Here is a 20,980-nt window from a genome sequence, read left to right as displayed (position 1 = left end):
AATCCTCCTCTCAATTTATCCACCTAAATCTATTTGTCAAAAGTTATATGATAAAGACGATGATATCCAAATGGAGTAAGTTCTATATTGTCAATATTATTTCTTGCTCCAATAACAATTTCACTATTATATAAGAATACTGCAGGAGCTAAATCCATAATTTTTTCTTGAAGATCTTTATATATTTGTTCTCTCTCTGGACCATCTAATGTTCTACGACCTTTTATTATCAATTCATCAACTTCTGCATCATTTAAGAATGCATAGTTTCCACCAGGACCTGCCATTGATGAATGGAAACAAGGATATAATACCATGTCTGGGTCTGGTGAGTCTGAAAGCCATGAAATCATAAATAAATCATGTTGTCCATTTTCTATCTTCTCGATGAAAGCACTCCACTCTAAAACTTCAACAGTTATATCGATTCCGATTTCCTTTAAGTCTTCCTTCATTATTGTAGCAGCATCAATTCTTTCTTGTCTATCATTAGTTGTAATCGTTAATGATAAACCATTTTCATAACCTGCTTCCTTTAATAATTGTTTTGCACCTTCAATATCTTTCTTATTAGGTTCGTTTTCATCAGCAATTGAATACTTAATAGTTGATGTATATGGAGCTGATGCTGGTTTACCTACACCTCTCCAAATAGCTTTAACAATTGATTCTACATCGATTGCTTTTGTAATAGCTTGTCTTACTTTAATATCATTAAGAGGTGATTTCTCAGTATTCATTCCCATATAAAGAGTTCCATAGTCTGGAGTTCTAAATAATTGAAGATCACTATTTTCTTCTACTCTACTAACATCATTAGGAGAGATATCATATGCAATGTCTACTCCGCCAGTTTCTAATTCAATAACTCTATTTGTAGCCTCTGGAATTACTCTAACTTCTAAAGTATTATATACTGGAGCTTCTCCGTGATAATCTTCAAATCTATTTAATACCATTTTGTTTGATTTTGACCAACTTTCAAGTATAAATGGACCTGTTCCAATAGGATTTCTTGAATAATCATCTCCAGCTTCTGTAACTGCCTTTTCATTTACAATAAATGCTGCAGGGTGACATAAAGCAGCTACTATACCAGCGTTTGCTTCTTTTAATGAAAATTGAAAAGTATAATCATCTAAAGCTTCTAAACTATCAGGGTCTATATCTCCAAATATATGAGCAACTGCTGGAGCTTCAATAGCCCTTTTAAATGTAAATACAGCATCGCTAGCTTTTAACTCTTCGCCATTTTGGAATTTTATACCTTCTTTTAATTTGAAAGTATATGTTAAACCATCTTCTGAAATTTCATATTTTTCAGCTAAACTTTCAGTTATATTACCTTCCATATCAATTTTTACAAGGCCGTCATAAACTTGAGCCATTATATTACCTGAAAATGCATCATTGTTTTGTACAGGGTCCATAGTTATAGCGTCACTTGAAGTAGCAATTACTAACTTATCCTTTGCTCCAGTTGACTCATCTGACTTGCCACCTGTCTCTTTTCCTCCGCCACATGCTGTTAATACTAAGCTTAGAATCAACATCATGGAAATAAGTATTAGACTCTTTCTTTTCATATTTATACCTCCCCAATAGTTAGTTTGTATTTTTTGTAAACTTAAATGGAAACTATCCTAACATTATAGCTATTAACACTGCCAACGTTTTCACGCCAGTATGGTATAAATTTCAATTATATATTTTACTTATGCTTAATTACTATCAAAATTATAAGATAATTGTAACTAAAATAAGCTATAATTTAATAACTTTTATATAGTATTTCGATTATTAAGCATGTTCATTTAATTCTAATTGAATTGATCATATTAAGAGGCAAAATTTCACATTAAGCTTACAAAAAATGTTAATAAGTCTATAGTTTTGTTAATTATTAAACACATACCAATTATATAGTGAAAATAAAAATAAGTCAATATATATTGTATTTTTGTTATTTTTTATATAATTTTGCCTATTTCATGCGATTATTGTCGAATTATTCTTATATTTCCGAATTAATATAGATTTCTAATTATATAGAATATATTAAATTAAGTGAATAAATAAATAATAACCATGTTTTTAACAAACATCGTTAAATTTTTAACAATATTTTGGTGCTTTAAAGTACCACTCTAATCATAGTAATGAAAAAAGGTGGCATGGAAAATGCCACCTTTAATTTAGGATAAAACGATTCTTAATATAAATAATATTGCTAATAAGTACATAACTGGAGATACTTCTTTTCCTCTTTTTGTAAGAAGTTTTAATACTACATAGGACACCATACCAAATACTATACCTTCTGCAATACTATAAGCAAAAGGCATCATTATTATAGTTAAAAATGCAGGTATTGCTTCAGTGTAATCATCTAAATCAATTTTCTTTATTGGGCTCATCATAAATAGCCCTACAATTATTAAGACAGGAGCAGTGGCTGCTGATGGCACCATAGTAAATATAGGAGCAAAGAATAAGGATAATCCAAACATAATAGCTGTGCTAAGAGCAGTAAGGCCAGTCCTTCCTCCCTCTGCTACTCCTGAAGCGGATTCAACAAATGTTGTAACTGTACTAGTCCCTAGGCAAGCTCCAGCAACTGTTCCTACCGCATCAGCCATCAATGCATTGCTTACTCTTGGAAGCTTTCCTTCTTCGTCTAACATTTCTGCCTTAGAGGCTACACCTACCAAAGTACCTACAGTATCAAATATATCTACAAATAAAAACGTAAATACTACTACCAGCATGTCTAAAGAAAGTATCTCTTCCCACCCAACAAACTGGAATGCTACGGGTTTTAAAGATGGAGGTAGGCTGACAATATTTTTTAAACTAAATCCTTCTGGCAATAGAGTGACTCCCATAGGTATACCTATTATGGTAGTTAAAAGGATTCCGATTAATAAAGCGCCTTTAACGTTTTTAGCTAGTAATATTCCAGTAATTACCAATCCTATAATTGCAAGAATAGCTGCTGGATCTTTAAGATTACCTAAACCAATTAAAACTCCATCTCCTGCAACTATAAGACCTGCACTAGTAAGTCCAATAAAAGCAATGAAAAGTCCTATACCCACTGAAACAGCATTTTTTAAATTCATAGGGATTGCATTAAATATTGCTTCCCTTGCCTTTACAAAGGATAATAGTATAAATATAATACCTTCAATTAATACAGCAGTTAAAGCAAACTGCCAAGATTTTCCCATAGGCCCTAAAACTACAGTAAAGGCGAAAAAAGCATTAAGCCCCATACCTGGTGCCAGTGCAAAGGGATATTTGGCATAGAAAGCCATTATCATAGTTGCAATAAATGCGGATAGAGCTGTGGCTGTAAATATTCCTCCCTTATCCATACCTGTTGCTGACAATATTTCTGGATTAACTATTAAAATATAAGCCATAGTCATAAAGGTAGTAATTCCTGCTAGTATTTCAGTCCTCTTGTCAGTATGATGCTCCTTTAATTTAAAGTAATTTTCCATTGTAAGTCCTCCTTAACTTTAGTCAATTTTTCCAATATCCTTTCTAAAATACATACCATCAAAATTGATTTTGTTTAAATTTTCATATATTTTTTCTCTAGTTTTTTGTAAATTATTCCCTAAAGCAGTTATTGAGATCACTCTACCGCCGTTAGTATATAGTCTTCCCTCCTTTTCTATAGTTCCATTGTGAAATATTATTATATTTTCATCTACATCATTAAGGCCTGTAATTTCCTTACCCTTTTCATACTTTCCAGGATAGCCATTAGATGTAGCTACTACCGTTATACATTTTTCATCTCTCCAAATTAAATCCTCTTTCTTTAAATTGCCTTCTAAAGTTTTCTCAAAAATATTTACTATATCGGATTTAAGTCTTGGAATTAAGACCTCTGTCTCTGGATCTCCAAATCGAACATTAAACTCTAATACCTTGGGTTGATCCTTATTTATCATTAACCCTATGAACAATATGCCATTATAGTCAATATTTTCTTCTTTTAAACCTATTTCAATTTTATTAAGTATTTCCTCTTTTATTATCCTTTCCAATTCTCCATTAAATAATGGATTTGGAGAAAAGCAACCTACTCCACCAGTATTTGGCCCTTTATCTCCTTCAAATATCTGTTTATAATCCTTTGCACTTTCCATAGGGACAATTTTTCTATTAGTTACAAAACAAAGAAGGGAAGCTTCTATGCCTTCTAGAAATTCTTCAATTATTATGGTCTCTCCAGCGGAACCAAAAGCTTTGCCTTCTAGCATTTGGTTAATACTATCTATAGCTTCCTCTTTACTATTACAGATTACTACACCCTTGCCTAAACACAACCCATCAGCCTTTATTACTAATGGATAGTTGAATTCATCTAGTTCTTCAATGGCCTTTCTGCTATCCCTATATTTTTTATACATAGCAGTAGGTATATTATATTTTTCCATAAACTCTTTAGCATATACCTTAGATCCTTCCAGTTGGGCTGCCTTCTTATTTACTCCAAATATCTTCAATCCCTTTTCATTAAACCTATCTACTATCCCCATAACTAAAGGCCCTTCTGGACCAACTACTGTCAGATCTATTTTTTCTCTTACTGCAAAATCTAATAGACTATCTATGTCATCTGGTGATATATCCACATTTTCAGCAACTTCTTTAGTGCCTCCATTGCCTGGAGCACAGTATACTTTTGATACATTTGGACTTTCAGCTATTTTCCAACATAAGGCATGTTCCCTACCACCACTGCCTAGGACTAGAACTTTCATAAAATCCCTCCCTAATGTTTAAAATGTCTCATTCCCGTAAACACCATAGCTATACCATTTTTATCTGCTTCTTCTATCGACTCTTCATCTCTCAAAGAACCACCAGGTTGTATTATAGCTGTTACTCCAGCTTTGGCTAAGGCTTCTACAGAATCTTTAAAAGGGAAAAATCCATCAGAGGCCAATACAGAGTCCTTCGCCTTTTCTCCAGCTCTTTCAATGGCTGCTTTTACTGCCCATACTCGATTTACTTCTCCCATACCAATCCCTACAGTACCTTTATTCTTTGCTAACAAAACTCCGTTAGATTTAATCCCTTTTACTGCCTTCCAACTAAAGAGTAGATCTTCCATTTCCTTATCCGTTGGCTTCCTATTGGTAACTACTTTTAATTCTTCATCCAAAAGTTTTGTATCCCTTTCCTGTATTAATATTCCTCCTAGAACTTTTTTTACATCTAAGGAGGGGTAATCTTTCTTCATTATATTGGGAATTTTAAGTATTCTTATATTTTTTTTAGAAGTGAGGATTTCTAAGGCCTTGTCAGTAAAGGCTGGTGCCATTACTATCTCAATGAATATATCATTAATCCTCTTTGCAACTTCTTCATCTATTTCCTTATTGGCTCCAATTATTCCGCCAAATATAGATATTTTATCGGATTCATAGGCCTTATTATAAGCTTCTATTAAATTTTCTCCACTACCTATACCACAAGGATTAGCATGTTTTACCGCTACTACTGTAGGCTCATCAAATTCCTTTAAAATCTCTAAAGTTCCATTTCCATCATTAATATTGTTAAAAGAAAGTTCCTTCCCATGAAGCTGGATGGCCCCTGCAATAGTTCCTTCCAAATTATCTATTTCTTTGTAAAAGGCTGCCTTTTGGTGGGGATTTTCCCCATATCTTAAACTCTGCTTATCCTTAAAGAAGAGAGTCATAATATCTGGAAACTCTAAGGAATCTAAACCATTAAAATAGTTGGCAATTAACGAATCATAATAAGCGGTATATTGGAATACCTTCCTTGCTAGAGCCCTTCTCAATTCTATAGAGGTTTCTCCTTTTGATTTTAACTCTTCTAAAACTTTACTATAATCAGAAGGATCCATAACAACTGTTACGTATTTGTAATTCTTAGCTGCAGCCCTAATCATGGAAGGACCACCAATATCTATATTTTCTATAATTTCCTCATGGCCTACTCCTTGTTTCTTTATCGTTTCTTCAAAGGGATATAGATTGTTTACAACCATGTCAATTGAGTGTATATTCAAATCATCTAACGTTTTTTTATGTTCGTCACTGTCTCTTTTATATAATAATCCTCCATGAATATTAGGGTGGAGAGTTTTTACCCTACCATCTAATATTTCAGGAAATTTGGTAATCTCTTCTATATCAATAATCTCAATGCCTGCTTCCTTTAAAACCTTACTAGTTCCCCCAGTAGAGATTATTTCCCAACCTAGTTCAATAAGTTCTTTTGCAAACTCAACAATTCCCTTTTTATCATAAACACTTATTAATACCCTTTTCATTTCATCACCTCTATTTTATCCTTACTGTGCTTCCTTCAATAACCAATCTGCCTTCACAATAAAGCCTTATAGCCTCAGGTAGTAGTTCATGTTCTACCTTTAATACCCTTTCTTTTAGAGTTTCTACCGTATCCTGTTCCTTTACCTCTACTGCCCTTTGAAGGATAATAGGTCCTGTATCCGTTCCTTCATCTACAAAATGGACTGTTACTCCTGTAAGTTTTACTCCTCTATCTAGCACCATTTTGTGAACATTATCTCCATAACAGCCTTTCCCACAAAAACTAGGTATTAATGACGGGTGTATATTAATTATTCGTCCTCTATATTCTTCGATGAATTCTTGGGACAATATATTTAGAAACCCAGCTAGGACTACTAATTCTACTTTTCTTTTATATAGTTCGTCTAATATTTTCCTATTATATTCTTCTAAGGAGTTGAATTCTTTTCTATTTACATACAAGGTTTCAATTCCCATCTTTTCCGCCCTTTTGAGTCCATAGGCATCTTTTCTATTGGATATTGCTACCTGAATTTTTCCTTTAATTTTTCCTTCATTTATATTGTCAATAATTGCTTGAAGATTAGTTCCACTACCAGATATTAATACACCTATTTTTATCATAGTGAAACCTTCTCCTCTCCTCTTTTAATTCTTCCTAATAAGGTAAACTCTTCACCCATTTTTTTTAATTTACTGGTAATCTCCTCTATTTCATCCTTATCAACTATTAAAACCATTCCTATTCCCATGTTAAAGGTTGAATACATCTCTTTTTCGCTTATATCTCCCCATTCGGCCAGTAGATTGAATATTTCTGGGGTATCTATCTTGGAAACATCAATACCAGCCGTTAGCCCATCAGGAATAATTCTGGGAATATTTTCATAGAATCCACCACCAGTTATATGAACTATTCCCTTAATATTATATTTTTCTATTAAAGGTAGTACCGTATTCGTATATATTCTAGTAGGTTTCAATAGTTCTTCCCCTAAGGTAGTTCCTAGTTTAGGAATGAATTCATTTAAATTAAAACCCATCTTTTCAAATACTATCTTACGAACAAGAGAATAGCCATTGCTATGGATGCCAGTAGATGGAAGTCCTAATACAATATCCCCTTCTTCTACTTTTGTGCCATCGATGATTTTTTTCTTGTCTACTATTCCTACACAAAACCCTGCTAAATCATATTCATCTTCCTTATAAAAGCCAGGCATCTCTGCTGTTTCTCCACCTATTAAAGCTGCTTCGCCTTTAATACAACCATTAGCAATACCTTCCACTATGGCTGCCATCTTTTCTGGGATTAATTTGCCAGTGGCAATATAGTCTAAAAAGAATAAAGGCTTTGCCCCTTGGCATAATATATCATTAACACACATAGCTACACAGTCTTCTCCTATGCTATTGTGTTTGTCCATCATAAAGGCTATTTTCAACTTAGTTCCAACCCCGTCGGTACCAGATACTAATACAGGTTCTTCGTAGGATTTAGTATCTAATTGGAACAACCCTGCAAATCCTCCAATATCAGATAATACTCCTTCTCTATAGGTCTTCTTTATAGTATCCTTTATTAATTGAACCCCTTTATAGCCGGCTTCTTTATCTACTCCGGCCTCCTTGTAGGTAAGCTTCATATTTTTTCTCCTCTCTATAATAGATCTTTACTTACTGGAAACTGGCCACTAAAACATCCAGTACAATAGTTGTTTTCTCCACCAACCGCTTCCAGTAACCCTTCTAAAGATAGATAACATAGGGAATCAGCCCCTATTACATCCTTTATTTCATCAACAGTTTTTTCTCCTGCTATTAGATTCTCCTTTTTTGGAGTATGCATTCCTAAATTACAAGGATATTTCACTGGAGGAGCAGCAATCCTTACATGGACTTCTTTAGCCCCTGCTCTCTTTAACATTCCTACAATCCTCTTCATAGTTGTTCCCCGAACTATAGAATCATCTACTAGTATTACTCTTTTTCCTTCCACATTTTCCTTTAGTACATTTAATTTAATCCTAACTCCCTGTTCCCTTAATTCTTGGGTAGGCTGGATAAAAGTTCTTCCTACATATCTATTTTTTATGAGGCCTTCATCATAGGGAATTCTAGACTCTTCTGCATATCCAATGGCTGCCACCGTTCCAGAATCTGGGGCTGATATTACTATATCTCCTTCTGCTGGACATTCTTTAGCTAGGTTTCTTCCTGCTTCTCGCCTTAAAAGATATATACTTTTTCCATCTAATTTACTATCTGGCCTAGCTAGATAGATTATTTCAAAAATACAAATATTCTTATCCTTGGCTTCCTTAGTCTTTACGGATTTAATATCTCCATCGATTATGACTACCATCTCCCCTGGCTCTACATCCCTTACAAATTCTGCCCCTATAGTATCTAGGGCACAAGTTTCAGAGGATAGAATATAGTCCTTACCAATCTTTCCAATACATAATGGTTTTAATCCATAGGGATCTCTAACTCCAATTAACCTATCATTAGTCATGGTCACTAAAGCATAAGAACCTTTTATATCCTTTACTGCTTTGATTATAGCCTGTTCTATATCCTCTCTATGGTATCTGGCAATTAGATTAGCTATTACTTCTGTATCAATAGAGGATTGAAATATTACCCCATTGTCTTCCATCTTTTCTCTCAATTCAGAATAATTCACTAGACTCCCATCATAAGCTAAGGCTAAGGCCCCTTGTTTGTAACCTACGACTAATGGTTCCGCATTTACAGTAGTAGTCTCTACTGAACTTCCTGACCTGATATGCCCTATTCCTATATCCCCTCTTAATCTATTTAATATTTCCTTATCTAATACCTCATGGGCCAATCCTAAACCTTTATAATAATCTATATATCCATTATTATTAATTGCTATCCCTGCACTAACTTGTCCTCTATGTTGAAGAGCATATAATCCATAATAGATTATCTTAGATATATCTCTTTTTTCCTTACTGTATATTCCAAAAATTCCACACAAATCCTTCACCCTTTCGGTTAGACTAAATCCCTTTTACTTTCTTATCCATTTCCTTAACTTCTTCTGCCATTTCCAATTTATACTCTTTAAATTTCTCTCTCAATTCCGGATATTTCACCGATAAAATTTGTACTGCTAAAAGCCCTGCATTTTCTGCCCCGTTTATGGCTACCGTTGCTACCGGAACACCTTTAGGCATTTGGACTATAGATAATAAAGAATCTAATCCATCCATAGTCGATGATTTTATAGGCAGCCCAATAACTGGAAGGGGAGTTATACCAGCTATAACACCAGCTAAGTGGGCTGCCTTACCAGCTGCAGCAATTATTACCTCTGTTCCTTTTTCTTCTGCTGTTTGTGCATATTCAGCAGCTTCAAAAGGAGTCCTATGGGCAGAAATTACTCTTAATTCTATATCAACACTAAATTTTTTAAGTATTTTAACCGACTTTTCCACTACATCTCTATCTGAAATACTTCCCATAATAATACCAACTTTCATGATAAACACCCTCCTTTTTTCAATCCACAACCCTATTTTAGTTAAGGCAAAAGCCTTAACTAAAATAATCAGTTCCTGCCTTAAATAACCTTTCCTCTTCCATTCTTTCTACGTTCTTATACAATCCTTTATGGATTCTATCTGAATTTGCAACTCTACCTAATATTCTTCCATCTGGACTTGTTAGCCCTTCAATTCCGTATAAGGAGCCTGTTGGATTCTCATCTAGATATTGAGTTGCTATTTGACCTTTATCTATAAGATCTTCAATTGTTTTTTCCTTTCCAACTATTCTGCCTTCCCTAGTGGATAATGGCAATATTTGAATATCTCCTACCTTACTATTGTCAAACCAAGGAGATAAATTAGATACAATCTTTACCTGAGCCATTGTTGATACATGATGTCCAGAATTATTGAAGGTTATATTAATTGAATCTTCATCTAAATCCTTCACCTTGCCATAAGGTATAAGACCAGATTTGATCAATCCTTGAAACCCGTTTCCAATTCCTAATACCAAACCATCTTTATTATTTAACAATTCCATTATAGCTTCTTCTATATAAGGATTCTTCAATATATTAGCTAATAGTTTTCCTCCTCCATCTGGTTCATCGCCTAAAATTGCTCCATCAGGAAGCCCTATTATTTGAGATTCCTTTATCCTTTGAGCCATTTCTTTTAAGGAATCTTCTATTGTTTCTTTATTAAAAGTTCTAAATACAAAAGTTTCAACTCCAGCTCCTGCTTTTTCAAAGGATCTTCTCATATCATATTCTCCAAAGGTTCCTGTAAATACTGGAATAAATACCTTTGGTTTTGCTATCTTTATATTAGATTTTTTAATCCTTCCCTTAGTGTATTGAATTTCTTTAGATTTATAAGAAGAAGTCTCATGTATAGGGAATACATCTTGTAATGGTTTGGTCCATTCTTCTATTAATAGATCTAAATCTAATTTTTCTTTAAAAATTTCTATATATTTTTCTCTTAAAGTAGTCCCCAATATCTTATACTCTATGCCTTCTAATAATTCTTTAGGTTCTTCTTCTATTTCGACAATAATAGAGCCATATAAAGGTAAGAACAATTCCTTTTCATCATAGGCTTCTACGAATCTAAATCCTATTTTATTTCCAAAGGCCATTTCCGATATACTTCTAGCAATTCCTCCAGATTTTACTGTAGAAGCAGACAATATTTTACCACCGTCTATTAACTCTTTAATTCTAATATAGTTATTTTTTAATTGGTTAAAATCTGCCCTACCTTTGTCATCTATATTTAAAGGAATCAATACTACATTATTGCCTATTCCCTTGAACTCTGGTGAAATAATATTCTCTACCTTATCAGAAGCTACAGCAAAGCTGATTATAGTTGGAGGTACATCTATGTCTTCAAAGGTACCAGACATGCTATCCTTACCACCAATACTTGGAATATCTAATTCCTTCTCCGCCATAAAAGCTCCCAATAGAGCAGCAAAGGGTTTCCCCCATTTCTTCTCATCTCCATTTAATCTTTCAAAATATTCTTGGAAGGTCAATCTGACCTTTCTGAAATCGCCTCCCATAGCTGTAATTTTAGCTAAGGATTCAATTACTGCATATAATCCTCCGTGGAAAGGGCTCCATTTTGAAAGATTTGGGTCGAATCCATAGGCCATTAAAGAACAAGTGTTGGTTTCACCTTCCAATACAGGAATTTTGGCAGCCATACCTTCTGTAGTAGTCAATTTATACTTGCCTCCCAAAGGCATTAGGACTGTTCCAGCCCCTACACTGTGATCGAATTTTTCTATAAGACCTTTTTGATTAGAATGGTTCAGATTAGACAAATTCTTCATCCAATTTTCCCTAATATCTTCTCCATCTAAATAAGAAGGCTTCTTACATAGATAACTAGTTTCTTTAGGCCTTTCTACTGTTACCTTAGTTTTCTTTCTAATCCCATTAGTATCTAAAAATTCTCTAGATATATCTACTATTGGATTGTCTCTCCAATTCATGAATAATCTATTATCAGAAGTAACTGTGGCAACCACTGTAGTTTCTAAATCTTCTCCTTCTGCATATTCTATAAAGGATTTTAAATCTTCCTTTTCAATTACTACTGCCATCCTCTCTTGAGATTCAGAAAGGGCTATTTCTGTTCCATCTAGTCCTGGATATTTAAGTGGTACTTTATCCAAATCTATTTTCAATCCTGGAGCTAGTTCACCTATGGCCACCGATACGCCTCCGGCACCAAAATCATTACATTTTTTAATTATTTTACTTAATTTTTCATTTCTAAATAGTCTAAGGATTTTCCTTTCAAGGGGTGGGTTTCCTTTTTGTACTTCTGCTCCTCCAGTCTCTAAAGATTCTTCCGTATGCTTCTTAGAAGAACCTACAGCACCACCCAATCCATCTTTCCCCGTTCTACCACCTACCAGTAACACTAAATCACCAGGTTCAGGAGATTTTCTTATTACATTTTCTCTAGGTGCAGCTGCTACCAAAGCCCCCACTTCCATCCTTTTAGCAATATATCCTTCATGATATATTTCTCTAACATACCCTGCTGGCACACCTATCTGATTTCCATAGGAACTATAGCCTTCCATTGCAGATTGGGTGATTTTTCTTTGAGGAAGTTTTCCTGACAAAGTGTTCTCAAAGCTTTGTCTTGGATCGCTGGCTCCTGTAATTCTCATAGCTTGGTATACATAGGCTCTACCGGAAAGAGGATCTCTTATACAACCTCCTAAACATGTAGAGGCTCCACCAAAAGGTTCTATCTCTGTAGGGTGATTATGAGTTTCGTTTTTAAACATTAGAAGCCATTTTTCTGTTCCCCCATCTATATCTACATCTATTTCTATACTAGCTGCATTAATCTCCTCTGACTCTTCTAAATCATCTAATAATCCTTTTTTCTTTATCTCCTTCATATTTATAGTTGCTAAATCCATTAAAGAAATCGGTTTTTCTTTGTCTCCATAAACATAGTTTCTAGAATTTAAATATTCTTCAAAAGCTTCCTCAATTAAAGGCTTATATTTACTTTCTTCAAATTTTATGTCTTCTATCTTGGTCATAAAAGTAGTATGCCTGCAGTGATCGGACCAATAAGTGTCGATTACCTTTAATTCAGTTATAGTTGGATCTCTTCTTTCCACTTCTTTAAAGTACTTCTGGGTAAATAATAGATCCTCCATATCTAATCCAAGTCCATGTTCTTCTTTCATTTCAGCAATTTCTTTCTCTGTCATATCTATGAATTCTTCTATAACCTCTATTTTATTTTCAGCTTCTTCATATTTTTCGTAATGGATAAAATCCATATCTATTTCTCTCATCTCTACAGGATTAATATAATAGTCTTTAATTAAACTTAATTCCTCATCATTTACACCTTCAAGGACTACCAATTTTGAATGTTTAACTTTAATATCATTTCTGCCCAACAAAATATAAATAGATTTGTTAGCTGAATCTTCCCTTTGGTTATATTGGCCTGGGACAAATTCAACTCTAAAAAATTTATCCTCAGGATTCAAGGGAAAGGTTGTTTCATATAAATAATCTAGATTTCTCTCAAAAAGTACTTTTTCAACTATCTCATTATAGTTTTTATCATCTACATTAAAAATATCATAGACATTAATAACCCTAATTTTTCCTAAGGTTTTCACACCTAAATAATCTAGAAAATCTCTATACAGATTAGCTGCCTCAATATCGAAGTCTTCTTTTTTTTCAATAAATACTCTTTTAGTATTCACATTCAATCCTCCTTGAAATATATAAAGCCCAGTCGGGTAGGTTAAGCGAAACCTACCCGACTGGGCTTTTATCCCTTCGGTGTAATATTGTCCAAGACAACATCTGTACCGCTTGGTCCAGACAAGGATCTGCCTTCGGAACCCTAGGTACACTTTCGCTCATAGCCAAATGATTTACGGTCATTTCGTAGAAACTTCTCAACCATATTATGAGAATTATATGAGCTTTATATTCCTTTTTATTTTCAATTCGTTACACTTACATATTAACAGTATGACTAATATAAGTCAAGAATTGTTTTTAAAGAATAGAACAATAATTGTTATACTTTACATAACTAAATAAACCAATATTATATAGACATTTATAATTCAATTATACTGTTTTTACAATTGCAATTATCCTTATCTAGATCCCCCTTAAATATTTCTATAAATGCTTTTGTTATCTTTTCTTTATTTTTATCTAATTCCTTTTGTATATCATGCAAAGTTATTTCCTCTTTCATACCAGTACACCAATTGGAAATTATTCCAACCGTTGCATAGCATATGCCTAGCTCTTTTGCTAGTACCACCTCAGGTACATTGGTCATACCTACTACATCTCCACCTAAATGTTTAAACATATGAATTTCGTTAGCCGTCTCAAACCTTGGCCCTTCGGTACAAACATAGACCGCATCACCTTTTATATCTATATCGTATTTTTTAGCAACACCATAAAATTTTTCCCTCAAATTCTTACAATAAGGATCACTCATATCTACATGTTTTACCTTTTCTTCTCCTCCTTCAAAAAAGGTGGTTGGCCTTGCCTTAGTGAAATCTAAAAAATCCTTTATTATTACCACATCTCCTGGAGTATAATTTTCGTTACAAGAACCTACTGCTGCCGTAGAGTAGATATATTCCACCCCTATATTCTTTAAAGCCAACATATTAGCTCTATAATTTATTCTATGAGGTGGAACAGTGTGATCTTTCCCATGCCTAGATAAAAATACTATTTCTTCTCCTCCAATATATATAATATCTAATTCTACTTTTCCGTATGTGGTTTCCACTAATTTTCTATTACTTTTCCCAATTCCATATACTCCGGTACCGCCAATTATAGCTTTCAAAACATCAACCCCTCCCAATAATATCGCCTTAATTTTTATATTATCATTTACATGATTTCCTGTCGATAGCTTTTCATATTGGGCTGTATCCAATTTAAAAGGTTAATTAGCATTATTTAGTAATAAACCTTACTTTTATCAAATAGAATTTACTAGTTAACCATATTTATGAAGGGGGAATTTTATGTTATCAAAAAAAGAATTTATTCAAATGTCATTAGAGCTAAACCTATTTTTTGGTCGGATTATGAAAGAACATATGATTTTAATGGAAGCTGGACTTTCGGTAAAAAACAGTAATTATATTCTGGAAGCAGATAATATTAAAAGGTCTTTTGAAGATATATTAAAAGAGGTAATTGCCCTATCCAATAGAGCCATAAGTCAGGATGCAATAGATTCTAATGAATTTGTAACACCTCTTACTTTAGATGCCGAAACTATAACTGAATCTCTAACTGGAATATGTATAGATAAAGATATAACTATTTCTGAACTAGAACTAATGTCTGATCCAAACTTTAGCTATACTTCTAGCCTAGAAGGATATGTTTTTGATTTAAACAACAGAATCATTAATTTAATAATAGACGCTATTAAGTTCTCAGAAAAACTACTAGCACAAGTATCGGAATGCAATCTATTTATCTTCATATATCCTCATATGCAAGAACATCTCATTAGAGAAGCTAACTTTTATTTAAAGACTTTAATAGATCTTCAAAAGCGTAATATGGCAAAGAAAGATATCTTAGAAAGAGAGGTATTCTGGAATCATATAATGGAAGACCATGCTATATTTATAAGGGGATTTTTGGATCCTACGGAAAAAGAACTACTACATAAAGCCAACGATTTTGCAAAACTATTTGAAAAACTGGTAGATAAAACTAAAGAAGCTTCTGAAGAGGAAATATGTGAAATTACTAAAGTCAACTTAAAAGCCACTAAAGAAATTAAAGAGTTTAAAACTGCAAGTACTGAAGGACTAATAGAATGTAAGATTAAAGCCATAATGAGTCCCCTATTAGCAGATCATGTTTTAAGGGAAGCAAATAGATATATTCGGATATTGAAAGAGTATTTAAAAGAATGCTAAATTCATTGAATTTGGCATATGAAAAGGAGGATTTTTGTGCTATCAAGAAAGGATTATATCAAAACATCTTTAGAATTGAACTTATTTTTTGGCAGAATAATGAAGGAACATATGATATTCATGGAAGTAGGATTATTAATTATAGATAGTTCTCTTATTTTAGAAGGTGACCAACTTAAAAGTTCTTTTGAAAAAATCTTATTAGAAACCATTGCCCTATCAAAAGGTGCAATAAGTCAAAAAGTATTAGAATCAGAGGAATTAGTAACTCCACTTACTCTTAACTCTGAGACAATTACTCAGGACAATACTGGTATATGTATAAACAAGGAAATAACTTTAGCAGAACTTGAATTAAAGTCAAACCCGTCCTTTAACTTTACACCTGAATTAGAAAGAAAAATTAATAATATTAACCAAAGAGCTATTAATTTAGTTATAGAAGTTATAAATTTCAAAGAAAAAGTCTTATCAAAATTACTGAAATGTAAGATGTTTGCAAATCTATATCAATTACTTATAGATCATATACTAAGAGAAGCAAAGTTCTATTTAATGTCCCTAGAAAATGTTCAAAAGCGAATAAAACCCATTACTGATATATTAGAACAAGAAATATTTTGGGATACCATTATGAAAGAACATGCCCTTTTCATTAGAGGCCTATTGGATCCAACGGAAGTAGACTTGTTTAATACTGCCAATGATTTTAGCCAAAGATTTGATGAGCTTATAGAGAAGACCAAAGAAGCAAATAAGGAAGATATTTCTGAGATTACAAAAAAGACAATAGAATTAACCGCTGAAATTCGAGATTTCAAGGCTACTGGTACAGAAGGTTTGATAGATTGCCAAATAAAAGCTATGGCTTATCCATTATTAGGGGACCATATATTAAGAGAAGCTAACCGGTATATTCGGTTGTTAAACAACTATTTAAAAGGATGTTAAGCCATATTTAACTAGATAAGAAAATGCTCTTTTCCTGAAAGGTTAAACAATGTCCAGAAAAGAGCATTTATCATGTCCATCTAAAATACTCTTGCTTATAACAGAAATTATGTATACCTATTAATTCACCCTTCATAGTTTTAAGATTGTACCTAATTTGAGCACAACCAGTTAGGCTAAAAGTAAGTAAGCTTATCATAAGTATTATTGTTATTTTTGATTTTTGACTAAATTTTTTAATTCCTTTTCTCCTTTTTAGATTTTATAACGATGTATATTATATCATATAAGTCTTATGGTAACACGATAGAAGAGTTGATAAAGGTTCAGGATATTGAATATGGGGTGTATATCTTAGCATTAGATATACAAATTAATCTATTTTACCAACTATTTAGTTATACTCTAATAATGTTAATACCTTATCTAGATTATCCTTCTCATCTTCTGGTACTACAGCATATATAAAAGTATCCTCTATTCTAGATACTACATAATATGACTCATCTGTTTTCAATTTATAGGAATCAAAATTTGATCCACTCTTTGATTTCTCTACATATTTTCCTCCTTTAACATTCTGAATATTTTCCTTATTTGTATTAAAAGATACTATTGCTGAGTCTGCATTTGGCATATCAAAAAACTCTATTTGAAATTTATCATTAATTGCCAATGTTACAGATTTTACTACTCCTTCATCGAATTGGTCTGTAGCATCTGCTATAGCGTAGCCTTCATTTTCCATTCTTTCTACAAATGCTTCTTTTGTTATTGCTTCTTTAGTTATTGTACATCCCATTAGTAATACAGTTATAAGTAATACTACCACTATTATTATATTTTTTCTTATCATAAATATCTCTCCTTTAAAAATTCTTAATATAAATTATATGTACTAGAGGATATTTATGTTATTGTAATATTCCCTATACCCGGGCATTACTTAATTACTCATTATAATTTTTCTTATAATCAACATTAGACAAATAATAAATTTTACAAGGTTTTCAATCTATTTTAAAACTTTATCTTATCTAAAAAAATCTTTTATCTCGATTATTCATACCCCCATTGGGTATGAATAGAATATCAAATAAGGAGGTATTAAGGTAATGGAAAATATTGATCTATTAATTACTTTAACACAACACGAAAGAGATTCAAATAATGTTACAATAGCTTTTACAATGGGATTGAAAGCAGCCCAGAAAGGTCATGCTGTAGAATTAATACTTTTATCTGACGGGGTGCATTTAGCTACTGAAGGCTATGCAGATAAGATAGATATAGGAGAACCCTTTGAACCAATTTCCAAATTGCTACCTGCATTTTTAGATGCTGGTGGGAAATTAAAAGTTTGTTCATCATGTATGATCCATAATGGTGTAGATGAAAATACTTTAGTAGAAGGTGCAGAGGTTATTGATGCTGATTATGTTGTTGATGCTGTTTTAGAAGCTAAAAAGTCTTTACAATTAAATTAGTATTTAATATCTAATAACCATAATAATAAAATAAACCTGATAAAAGCAATTTTTTGCTTTTATCAGGTTTGTCTTTTCTACTTCTAGATAATCTATTATTCTACTACTATTAAAAGAATACTAGCCTAATCCCTCATCTATTCTCTACTGTGCCATCAGAATATTTTGCAAATCTGATCTTCTCCTTAGTATGAACAGGGTCCTTTCTATCCCAAGGCCATCCTCCAAACTGGGTATCCTGATAATCTGCATAAGCTTGTTTTATTTCCTCCATAGTATTCATAACAAATGGTCCATAGGCTACTACTGGCTCTTCTATAGGCTCTCCTTCTAATAATAGCATATGGCTTTCCCTATCCCCATTTATCAATTCAATGTTTTCATTACCATTGAGCTTAAACCTATTATCTACCCTTACATCATTTCCATTAATTTTCAATGTATCTCCATTATAATAATAGAGATTTCTAGTAATTGTACTACTAACCTTAGGAATCTTAAATATAGCATTAGGTTCCATGGTTATTATCCATATGTTTACTTTGTTGTTTTCATCATTTGCCCAAGATGAAGGTGCTGGTTCTAAAGCATTATATTCCTTATATTTTCCAGCAATAAGTCTTATGGTATTTATTCTGCCATTATCATCAACATCCTCTATAATAGGTATATCTTCAGACCATAACATTTTATAATAAGGATCAGCAAACTTATCCTTCTTAGGTAGATTTAGCCATACTTGAAATAGATGTAGTGGGTTTTCCTTGTCCTGATTCACTAATGGAAACATCTCTGCATGTTGAAGGCCACTTCCTGCAGTCATCCACTGTACATCCCCTTCGCCGTACCTTCCTGTTGCACCATGGGAATCTGAATGGTCTACAAATCCTTCTAATACTATAGTTACAGTTTCAAATCCCCTATGTGGGTGAACTGGAAATCCTGGTACCTTTTTGCCATGATACATTCTAAACCCGTCTCGTATTTCAAAATCATTTCCAATATTTCTATTCTTTAAGCTCTCCCCATCTACACCAAGTTCTTCATTTCCCTTTGGATAATCATCCTTATGATGAGCACAAAATAAAAACGGATCTTCTACTCCCCATCTAAAACCTAAGGGTTCAATTTTTAAAATTATATTATCAGACATAATAACCTCCCTTATAATTAGAAAATATTTATCAATATTCTTATACCCTAATTACTAGTGAATTTTCATTTACTATTGATTCTCAAGAACATAATTCTTTTTAAGCTACCCACTATTGGTTCCATCTTGCATTGGAACCATGATTTCTGCCTACCTCCATATATAGTAAATCTACATATTATCAGTATAAAACCAAGATATTTAGATACATGCTCTATATTATCTGTTAAGGTTTATAGAATCTAGTCTGTTCATGTAACATTACCCATTCCCAAGAAGTTTATCAAGCTGATCTTCAAGTTTCACTTTTTCATTATATAAATCGTTCAATTTGTTATAATCCGTGGCATAAATATTAATTTCTATTCCCTTTCTTGCAATTAAATTCTCATATTCCTCTATTATCCTTTCCAATTCCTTTATTCTCTTCTCATATTCTTAGTAACTTCTTCATCACAAGATAATTCTACGTCCTCATTAGCTATTTTCTCCATAAGATGTATTACTGTATTAAACCAATGTATAGATGTTGCAAGAAAAATAATTAATTTATAAACTAAGTCTTTTCTCTTTAAGTGTACCAACTCATGTGCAAATATATAGTCAATATTTCTTATGTTTATATTCTCGTGAACTAATAATATTGGTTTAGCTATACCCGTAATCATAGGTGAATCTATTATATGACCCTCCTTTACCATAATTTTACTCCCTGGCACCATACAGGCTTTTATATCATTAAACTTTTCTTCAATATCTTCACTTACAGGGGATAAGTTTTTCTTTACTCTATATTTGAATGCTAAATAAAAGGATGAATTATATACAAAATACAGAATATCACCTGCTAACCAGATATTAAATAAGTTATCTCTTATCATACCTATAAAATTTAGTTTCTTTGCATCCTTTAAATCTGTCTCACTATCTTCATATTGAATATTTTCTTTAGAAAGCAGTTTTACTCCTAATTGGTCCTCCTTCGGCTTGTAATCTGAAGTTTTATATTCTGCTATAGGGCTACTAACTTTGTATATAGAATTCTCCATACTTATATTAAAAGGTAGTATAAGCCTTATAGCAATAATAATCCAAATGATATAATAAACTTTGCTAGAAAATTTAACACCTCTTAACTTTCTGTCAATTAATAGAGGAAGTATAACTAAGCTCATTAGAATACTAATTATAAATAGTTGTTTCACCCTACTCACATCTTTCTTCTATCTTTTCATCTAAGTACTTTTTTAATTCTAACAGATCACCATTGTCAATAGAATTTGATTCATATAATTCTACTACAAATTTTTTTATAGAATTATCATAAAGCTTTTCTATAATTCCTTTGCTTTTTTTATTTATATAGCCTTAAGAAACTATTGGTAAATATACATTTTTTCTTCCATCCTTTTCTGTTTTTAGATATCCTTTATCTATTATCCTAGATAAAAAATTTCTCACCGTACTTTCTGCTCAATTACACTCTTGTAATAATTCTATTATCTCATCTAAATATAAGGGTCTATTTTCTTCCCATATTTTCA

18 protein-coding genes and 1 riboswitch are annotated in these 20,980 nt (G+C 32.5%); of the genes, 3 read left to right on the top strand and 15 right to left on the bottom strand.

Going from position 1 to position 20,980, the window contains the following annotated elements:
- Positions 1–29 precede the first annotated feature (29 nt).
- The 10 genes from C3E89_RS10875 to C3E89_RS10830 all read right to left on the bottom strand — a co-directional run bounded on the left by C3E89_RS10875 (position 30) and on the right by C3E89_RS10830 (position 14,746).
- Positions 30–1,586: an ABC transporter substrate-binding protein gene (locus tag C3E89_RS10875; RefSeq protein WP_236912949.1), complete on the bottom strand. Its 1,557-nt coding sequence runs from the start codon at positions 1,584–1,586 to the stop codon at positions 30–32.
- 609 nt (positions 1,587–2,195) lie between these two features.
- Positions 2,196–3,506 (bottom strand): NCS2 family permease, encoded by a 1,311-nt coding sequence (locus C3E89_RS10870; RefSeq protein ID WP_236912948.1) that lies wholly within the window; start codon positions 3,504–3,506, stop codon positions 2,196–2,198.
- An 18-nt stretch (positions 3,507–3,524) separates the two neighbouring features.
- Positions 3,525–4,781 (bottom strand): phosphoribosylamine--glycine ligase, encoded by a 1,257-nt coding sequence (gene purD, locus C3E89_RS10865; RefSeq protein WP_236912946.1) that lies wholly within the window; start codon positions 4,779–4,781, stop codon positions 3,525–3,527.
- A gap of 11 nt (positions 4,782–4,792) precedes the next feature.
- Entirely contained in the window at positions 4,793–6,325 is a 1,533-nt protein-coding gene (gene purH, locus C3E89_RS10860) for a bifunctional phosphoribosylaminoimidazolecarboxamide formyltransferase/IMP cyclohydrolase (RefSeq protein ID WP_236912944.1), read from the bottom strand.
- A gap of 10 nt (positions 6,326–6,335) precedes the next feature.
- A complete protein-coding gene (gene purN / locus C3E89_RS10855) occupies positions 6,336–6,953 on the bottom strand; it encodes a phosphoribosylglycinamide formyltransferase (protein WP_236912942.1) in 618 nt (205 codons plus the stop codon).
- On the bottom strand, positions 6,950–7,975 hold the full coding sequence (gene purM, locus C3E89_RS10850; protein WP_236912940.1) for a phosphoribosylformylglycinamidine cyclo-ligase: 1,026 nt from the start codon (positions 7,973–7,975) through the stop codon (positions 6,950–6,952). Before purM ends, purN begins: the two co-directional genes overlap by 4 nt.
- A 14-nt stretch (positions 7,976–7,989) precedes the next feature.
- Positions 7,990–9,339 (bottom strand): amidophosphoribosyltransferase, encoded by a 1,350-nt coding sequence (gene purF, locus C3E89_RS10845; RefSeq protein WP_236912937.1) that lies wholly within the window; start codon positions 9,337–9,339, stop codon positions 7,990–7,992.
- 22 nt (positions 9,340–9,361) lie between these two features.
- Positions 9,362–9,844, bottom strand: coding sequence for a 5-(carboxyamino)imidazole ribonucleotide mutase (purE, locus tag C3E89_RS10840; RefSeq protein ID WP_236912935.1), 483 nt, complete (start codon positions 9,842–9,844; stop codon positions 9,362–9,364).
- Between the two features lie 55 nt (positions 9,845–9,899).
- A complete protein-coding gene (locus C3E89_RS10835; protein WP_236912933.1) occupies positions 9,900–13,619 on the bottom strand; it encodes a phosphoribosylformylglycinamidine synthase in 3,720 nt (1,239 codons plus the stop codon).
- A 142-nt stretch (positions 13,620–13,761) separates the two neighbouring features.
- A riboswitch (purine riboswitch) is annotated at positions 13,762–13,863 on the bottom strand.
- Positions 13,864–13,984: 121 nt separating this feature from the next.
- Entirely contained in the window at positions 13,985–14,746 is a 762-nt protein-coding gene (locus tag C3E89_RS10830) for an S-methyl-5'-thioinosine phosphorylase (RefSeq protein WP_236912932.1), read from the bottom strand.
- A 184-nt stretch (positions 14,747–14,930) separates the two neighbouring features.
- Here C3E89_RS10830 and C3E89_RS10825 point away from each other — a divergent pair, with 184 nt between their 5' ends.
- Positions 14,931–15,845, top strand: coding sequence for a DUF2935 domain-containing protein (locus tag C3E89_RS10825; protein ID WP_236912931.1), 915 nt, complete (start codon positions 14,931–14,933; stop codon positions 15,843–15,845).
- A 36-nt stretch (positions 15,846–15,881) separates the two neighbouring features.
- The gene (locus C3E89_RS10820) at positions 15,882–16,796 is read left to right on the top strand and encodes a DUF2935 domain-containing protein (protein WP_236912929.1); all 915 of its coding nucleotides are present in this window, start codon (positions 15,882–15,884) and stop codon (positions 16,794–16,796) included.
- A 394-nt stretch (positions 16,797–17,190) separates the two neighbouring features.
- Here C3E89_RS10820 and C3E89_RS10815 read toward each other — a convergent pair whose 3' ends face one another.
- The gene (locus C3E89_RS10815) at positions 17,191–17,652 is read right to left on the bottom strand and encodes a hypothetical protein (RefSeq protein ID WP_236912927.1); all 462 of its coding nucleotides are present in this window, start codon (positions 17,650–17,652) and stop codon (positions 17,191–17,193) included.
- Positions 17,653–17,911: 259 nt separating this feature from the next.
- On the opposite strand from C3E89_RS10815, the gene C3E89_RS10810 reads away from it, so the two are divergent.
- On the top strand, positions 17,912–18,283 hold the full coding sequence (locus tag C3E89_RS10810; protein WP_236912925.1) for a DsrE family protein: 372 nt from the start codon (positions 17,912–17,914) through the stop codon (positions 18,281–18,283).
- A gap of 133 nt (positions 18,284–18,416) precedes the next feature.
- Here the strand turns inward: C3E89_RS10810 and C3E89_RS10805 are convergent, their stop codons facing one another.
- The 4 genes from C3E89_RS10805 to C3E89_RS13550 all read right to left on the bottom strand — a co-directional run bounded on the left by C3E89_RS10805 (position 18,417) and on the right by C3E89_RS13550 (position 20,897).
- Positions 18,417–19,436, bottom strand: coding sequence for a pirin family protein (locus C3E89_RS10805; RefSeq protein ID WP_236912922.1), 1,020 nt, complete (start codon positions 19,434–19,436; stop codon positions 18,417–18,419).
- A gap of 261 nt (positions 19,437–19,697) precedes the next feature.
- Positions 19,698–19,850: a hypothetical protein gene (locus C3E89_RS10800; protein ID WP_236912920.1), complete on the bottom strand. Its 153-nt coding sequence runs from the start codon at positions 19,848–19,850 to the stop codon at positions 19,698–19,700.
- A gap of 5 nt (positions 19,851–19,855) precedes the next feature.
- Positions 19,856–20,641 carry a M56 family metallopeptidase gene (locus tag C3E89_RS10795; RefSeq protein WP_236912919.1) on the bottom strand — a complete coding sequence of 262 codons (786 nt, stop codon included), beginning with the start codon at positions 20,639–20,641 and terminating at the stop codon, positions 19,856–19,858.
- A 163-nt stretch (positions 20,642–20,804) separates the two neighbouring features.
- Positions 20,805–20,897: a BlaI/MecI/CopY family transcriptional regulator gene (locus C3E89_RS13550; RefSeq protein ID WP_442870598.1), complete on the bottom strand. Its 93-nt coding sequence runs from the start codon at positions 20,895–20,897 to the stop codon at positions 20,805–20,807.
- Between the last annotated feature and the right edge of the window lie 83 nt (positions 20,898–20,980).

The organism is Clostridium sp. Cult1 (assembly GCF_021655095.1).
Lineage (GTDB): Bacteria > Bacillota > Clostridia > Tissierellales > Tepidimicrobiaceae > Schnuerera.
Note: the sequence above shows the minus strand (reverse complement) of the source record. Positions and strands in the feature narration are given on the sequence as shown.

Bases quoted from the DNA above. Each gene is read 5' to 3' on its own strand.
- C3E89_RS10875 (WP_236912949.1), bottom strand. From the start codon at position 1,586: ATGAAAAGAAAGAGTCTAATACTTATTTCCATGATGTTGATTCTAAGC.
- C3E89_RS10870 (WP_236912948.1), bottom strand. From the start codon at position 3,506: ATGGAAAATTACTTTAAATTAAAGGAGCATCATACTGACAAGAGGACT.
- purD (WP_236912946.1), bottom strand. From the start codon at position 4,781: ATGAAAGTTCTAGTCCTAGGCAGTGGTGGTAGGGAACATGCCTTATGT.
- purH (WP_236912944.1), bottom strand. From the start codon at position 6,325: ATGAAAAGGGTATTAATAAGTGTTTATGATAAAAAGGGAATTGTTGAG.
- purN (WP_236912942.1), bottom strand. From the start codon at position 6,953: ATGATAAAAATAGGTGTATTAATATCTGGTAGTGGAACTAATCTTCAA.
- purM (WP_236912940.1), bottom strand. From the start codon at position 7,975: ATGAAGCTTACCTACAAGGAGGCCGGAGTAGATAAAGAAGCCGGCTAT.
- purE (WP_236912935.1), bottom strand. From the start codon at position 9,844: ATGAAAGTTGGTATTATTATGGGAAGTATTTCAGATAGAGATGTAGTG.
- C3E89_RS10825 (WP_236912931.1), top strand. From the start codon at position 14,931: ATGTTATCAAAAAAAGAATTTATTCAAATGTCATTAGAGCTAAACCTA.
- C3E89_RS10815 (WP_236912927.1), bottom strand. From the start codon at position 17,652: ATGATAAGAAAAAATATAATAATAGTGGTAGTATTACTTATAACTGTA.
- C3E89_RS10810 (WP_236912925.1), top strand. From the start codon at position 17,912: ATGGAAAATATTGATCTATTAATTACTTTAACACAACACGAAAGAGAT.
- C3E89_RS10805 (WP_236912922.1), bottom strand. From the start codon at position 19,436: ATGTCTGATAATATAATTTTAAAAATTGAACCCTTAGGTTTTAGATGG.